Here is a 407-nt window from a genome sequence, read left to right on the forward strand (position 1 = left end):
GGCGCCACAGGTGCCACCGGCGCCACCGGTGATACCGGAGCAACGGGCGCAACCGGAGCAACCGGCGCCACAGGTGCCACCGGCGCCACCGGTGATACCGGAGCAACGGGCGCAACCGGAGCAACCGGCGCCACAGGTGCGACCGGCGCCACGGGTGCGACTGGCGCCACCGGCGATACCGGAGCAACCGGCTCGACCGGTGCGACCGGAGCAACAGGTGCGACTGGCGCCACCGGCGATACCGGAGCAACGGGCTCGACAGGTGCGACCGGAGCAACCGGCGCCACAGGTGCGACCGGCGCCACGGGCGATACCGGAGCAACGGGCGCAACCGGAGCAACCGGCTCGACCGGTGCGACCGGAGCAACAGGTGCGACTGGCGCCACCGGCGATACCGGAGCAACGGG

At 73.2% G+C, this 407-nt stretch carries 1 protein-coding gene; it reads left to right on the forward strand.

Annotated features, from left to right (window positions below):
• Positions 1–407 (forward strand): hypothetical protein (locus P9254_RS13895; RefSeq protein WP_278103883.1); only part of this gene is annotated, 407 nt, incomplete at both ends.

It is taken from the genome of Mesorhizobium sp. WSM4983, from assembly GCF_029625765.1.
In the GTDB taxonomy this organism is placed as follows: Bacteria; Pseudomonadota; Alphaproteobacteria; order Rhizobiales; family Rhizobiaceae; genus Mesorhizobium.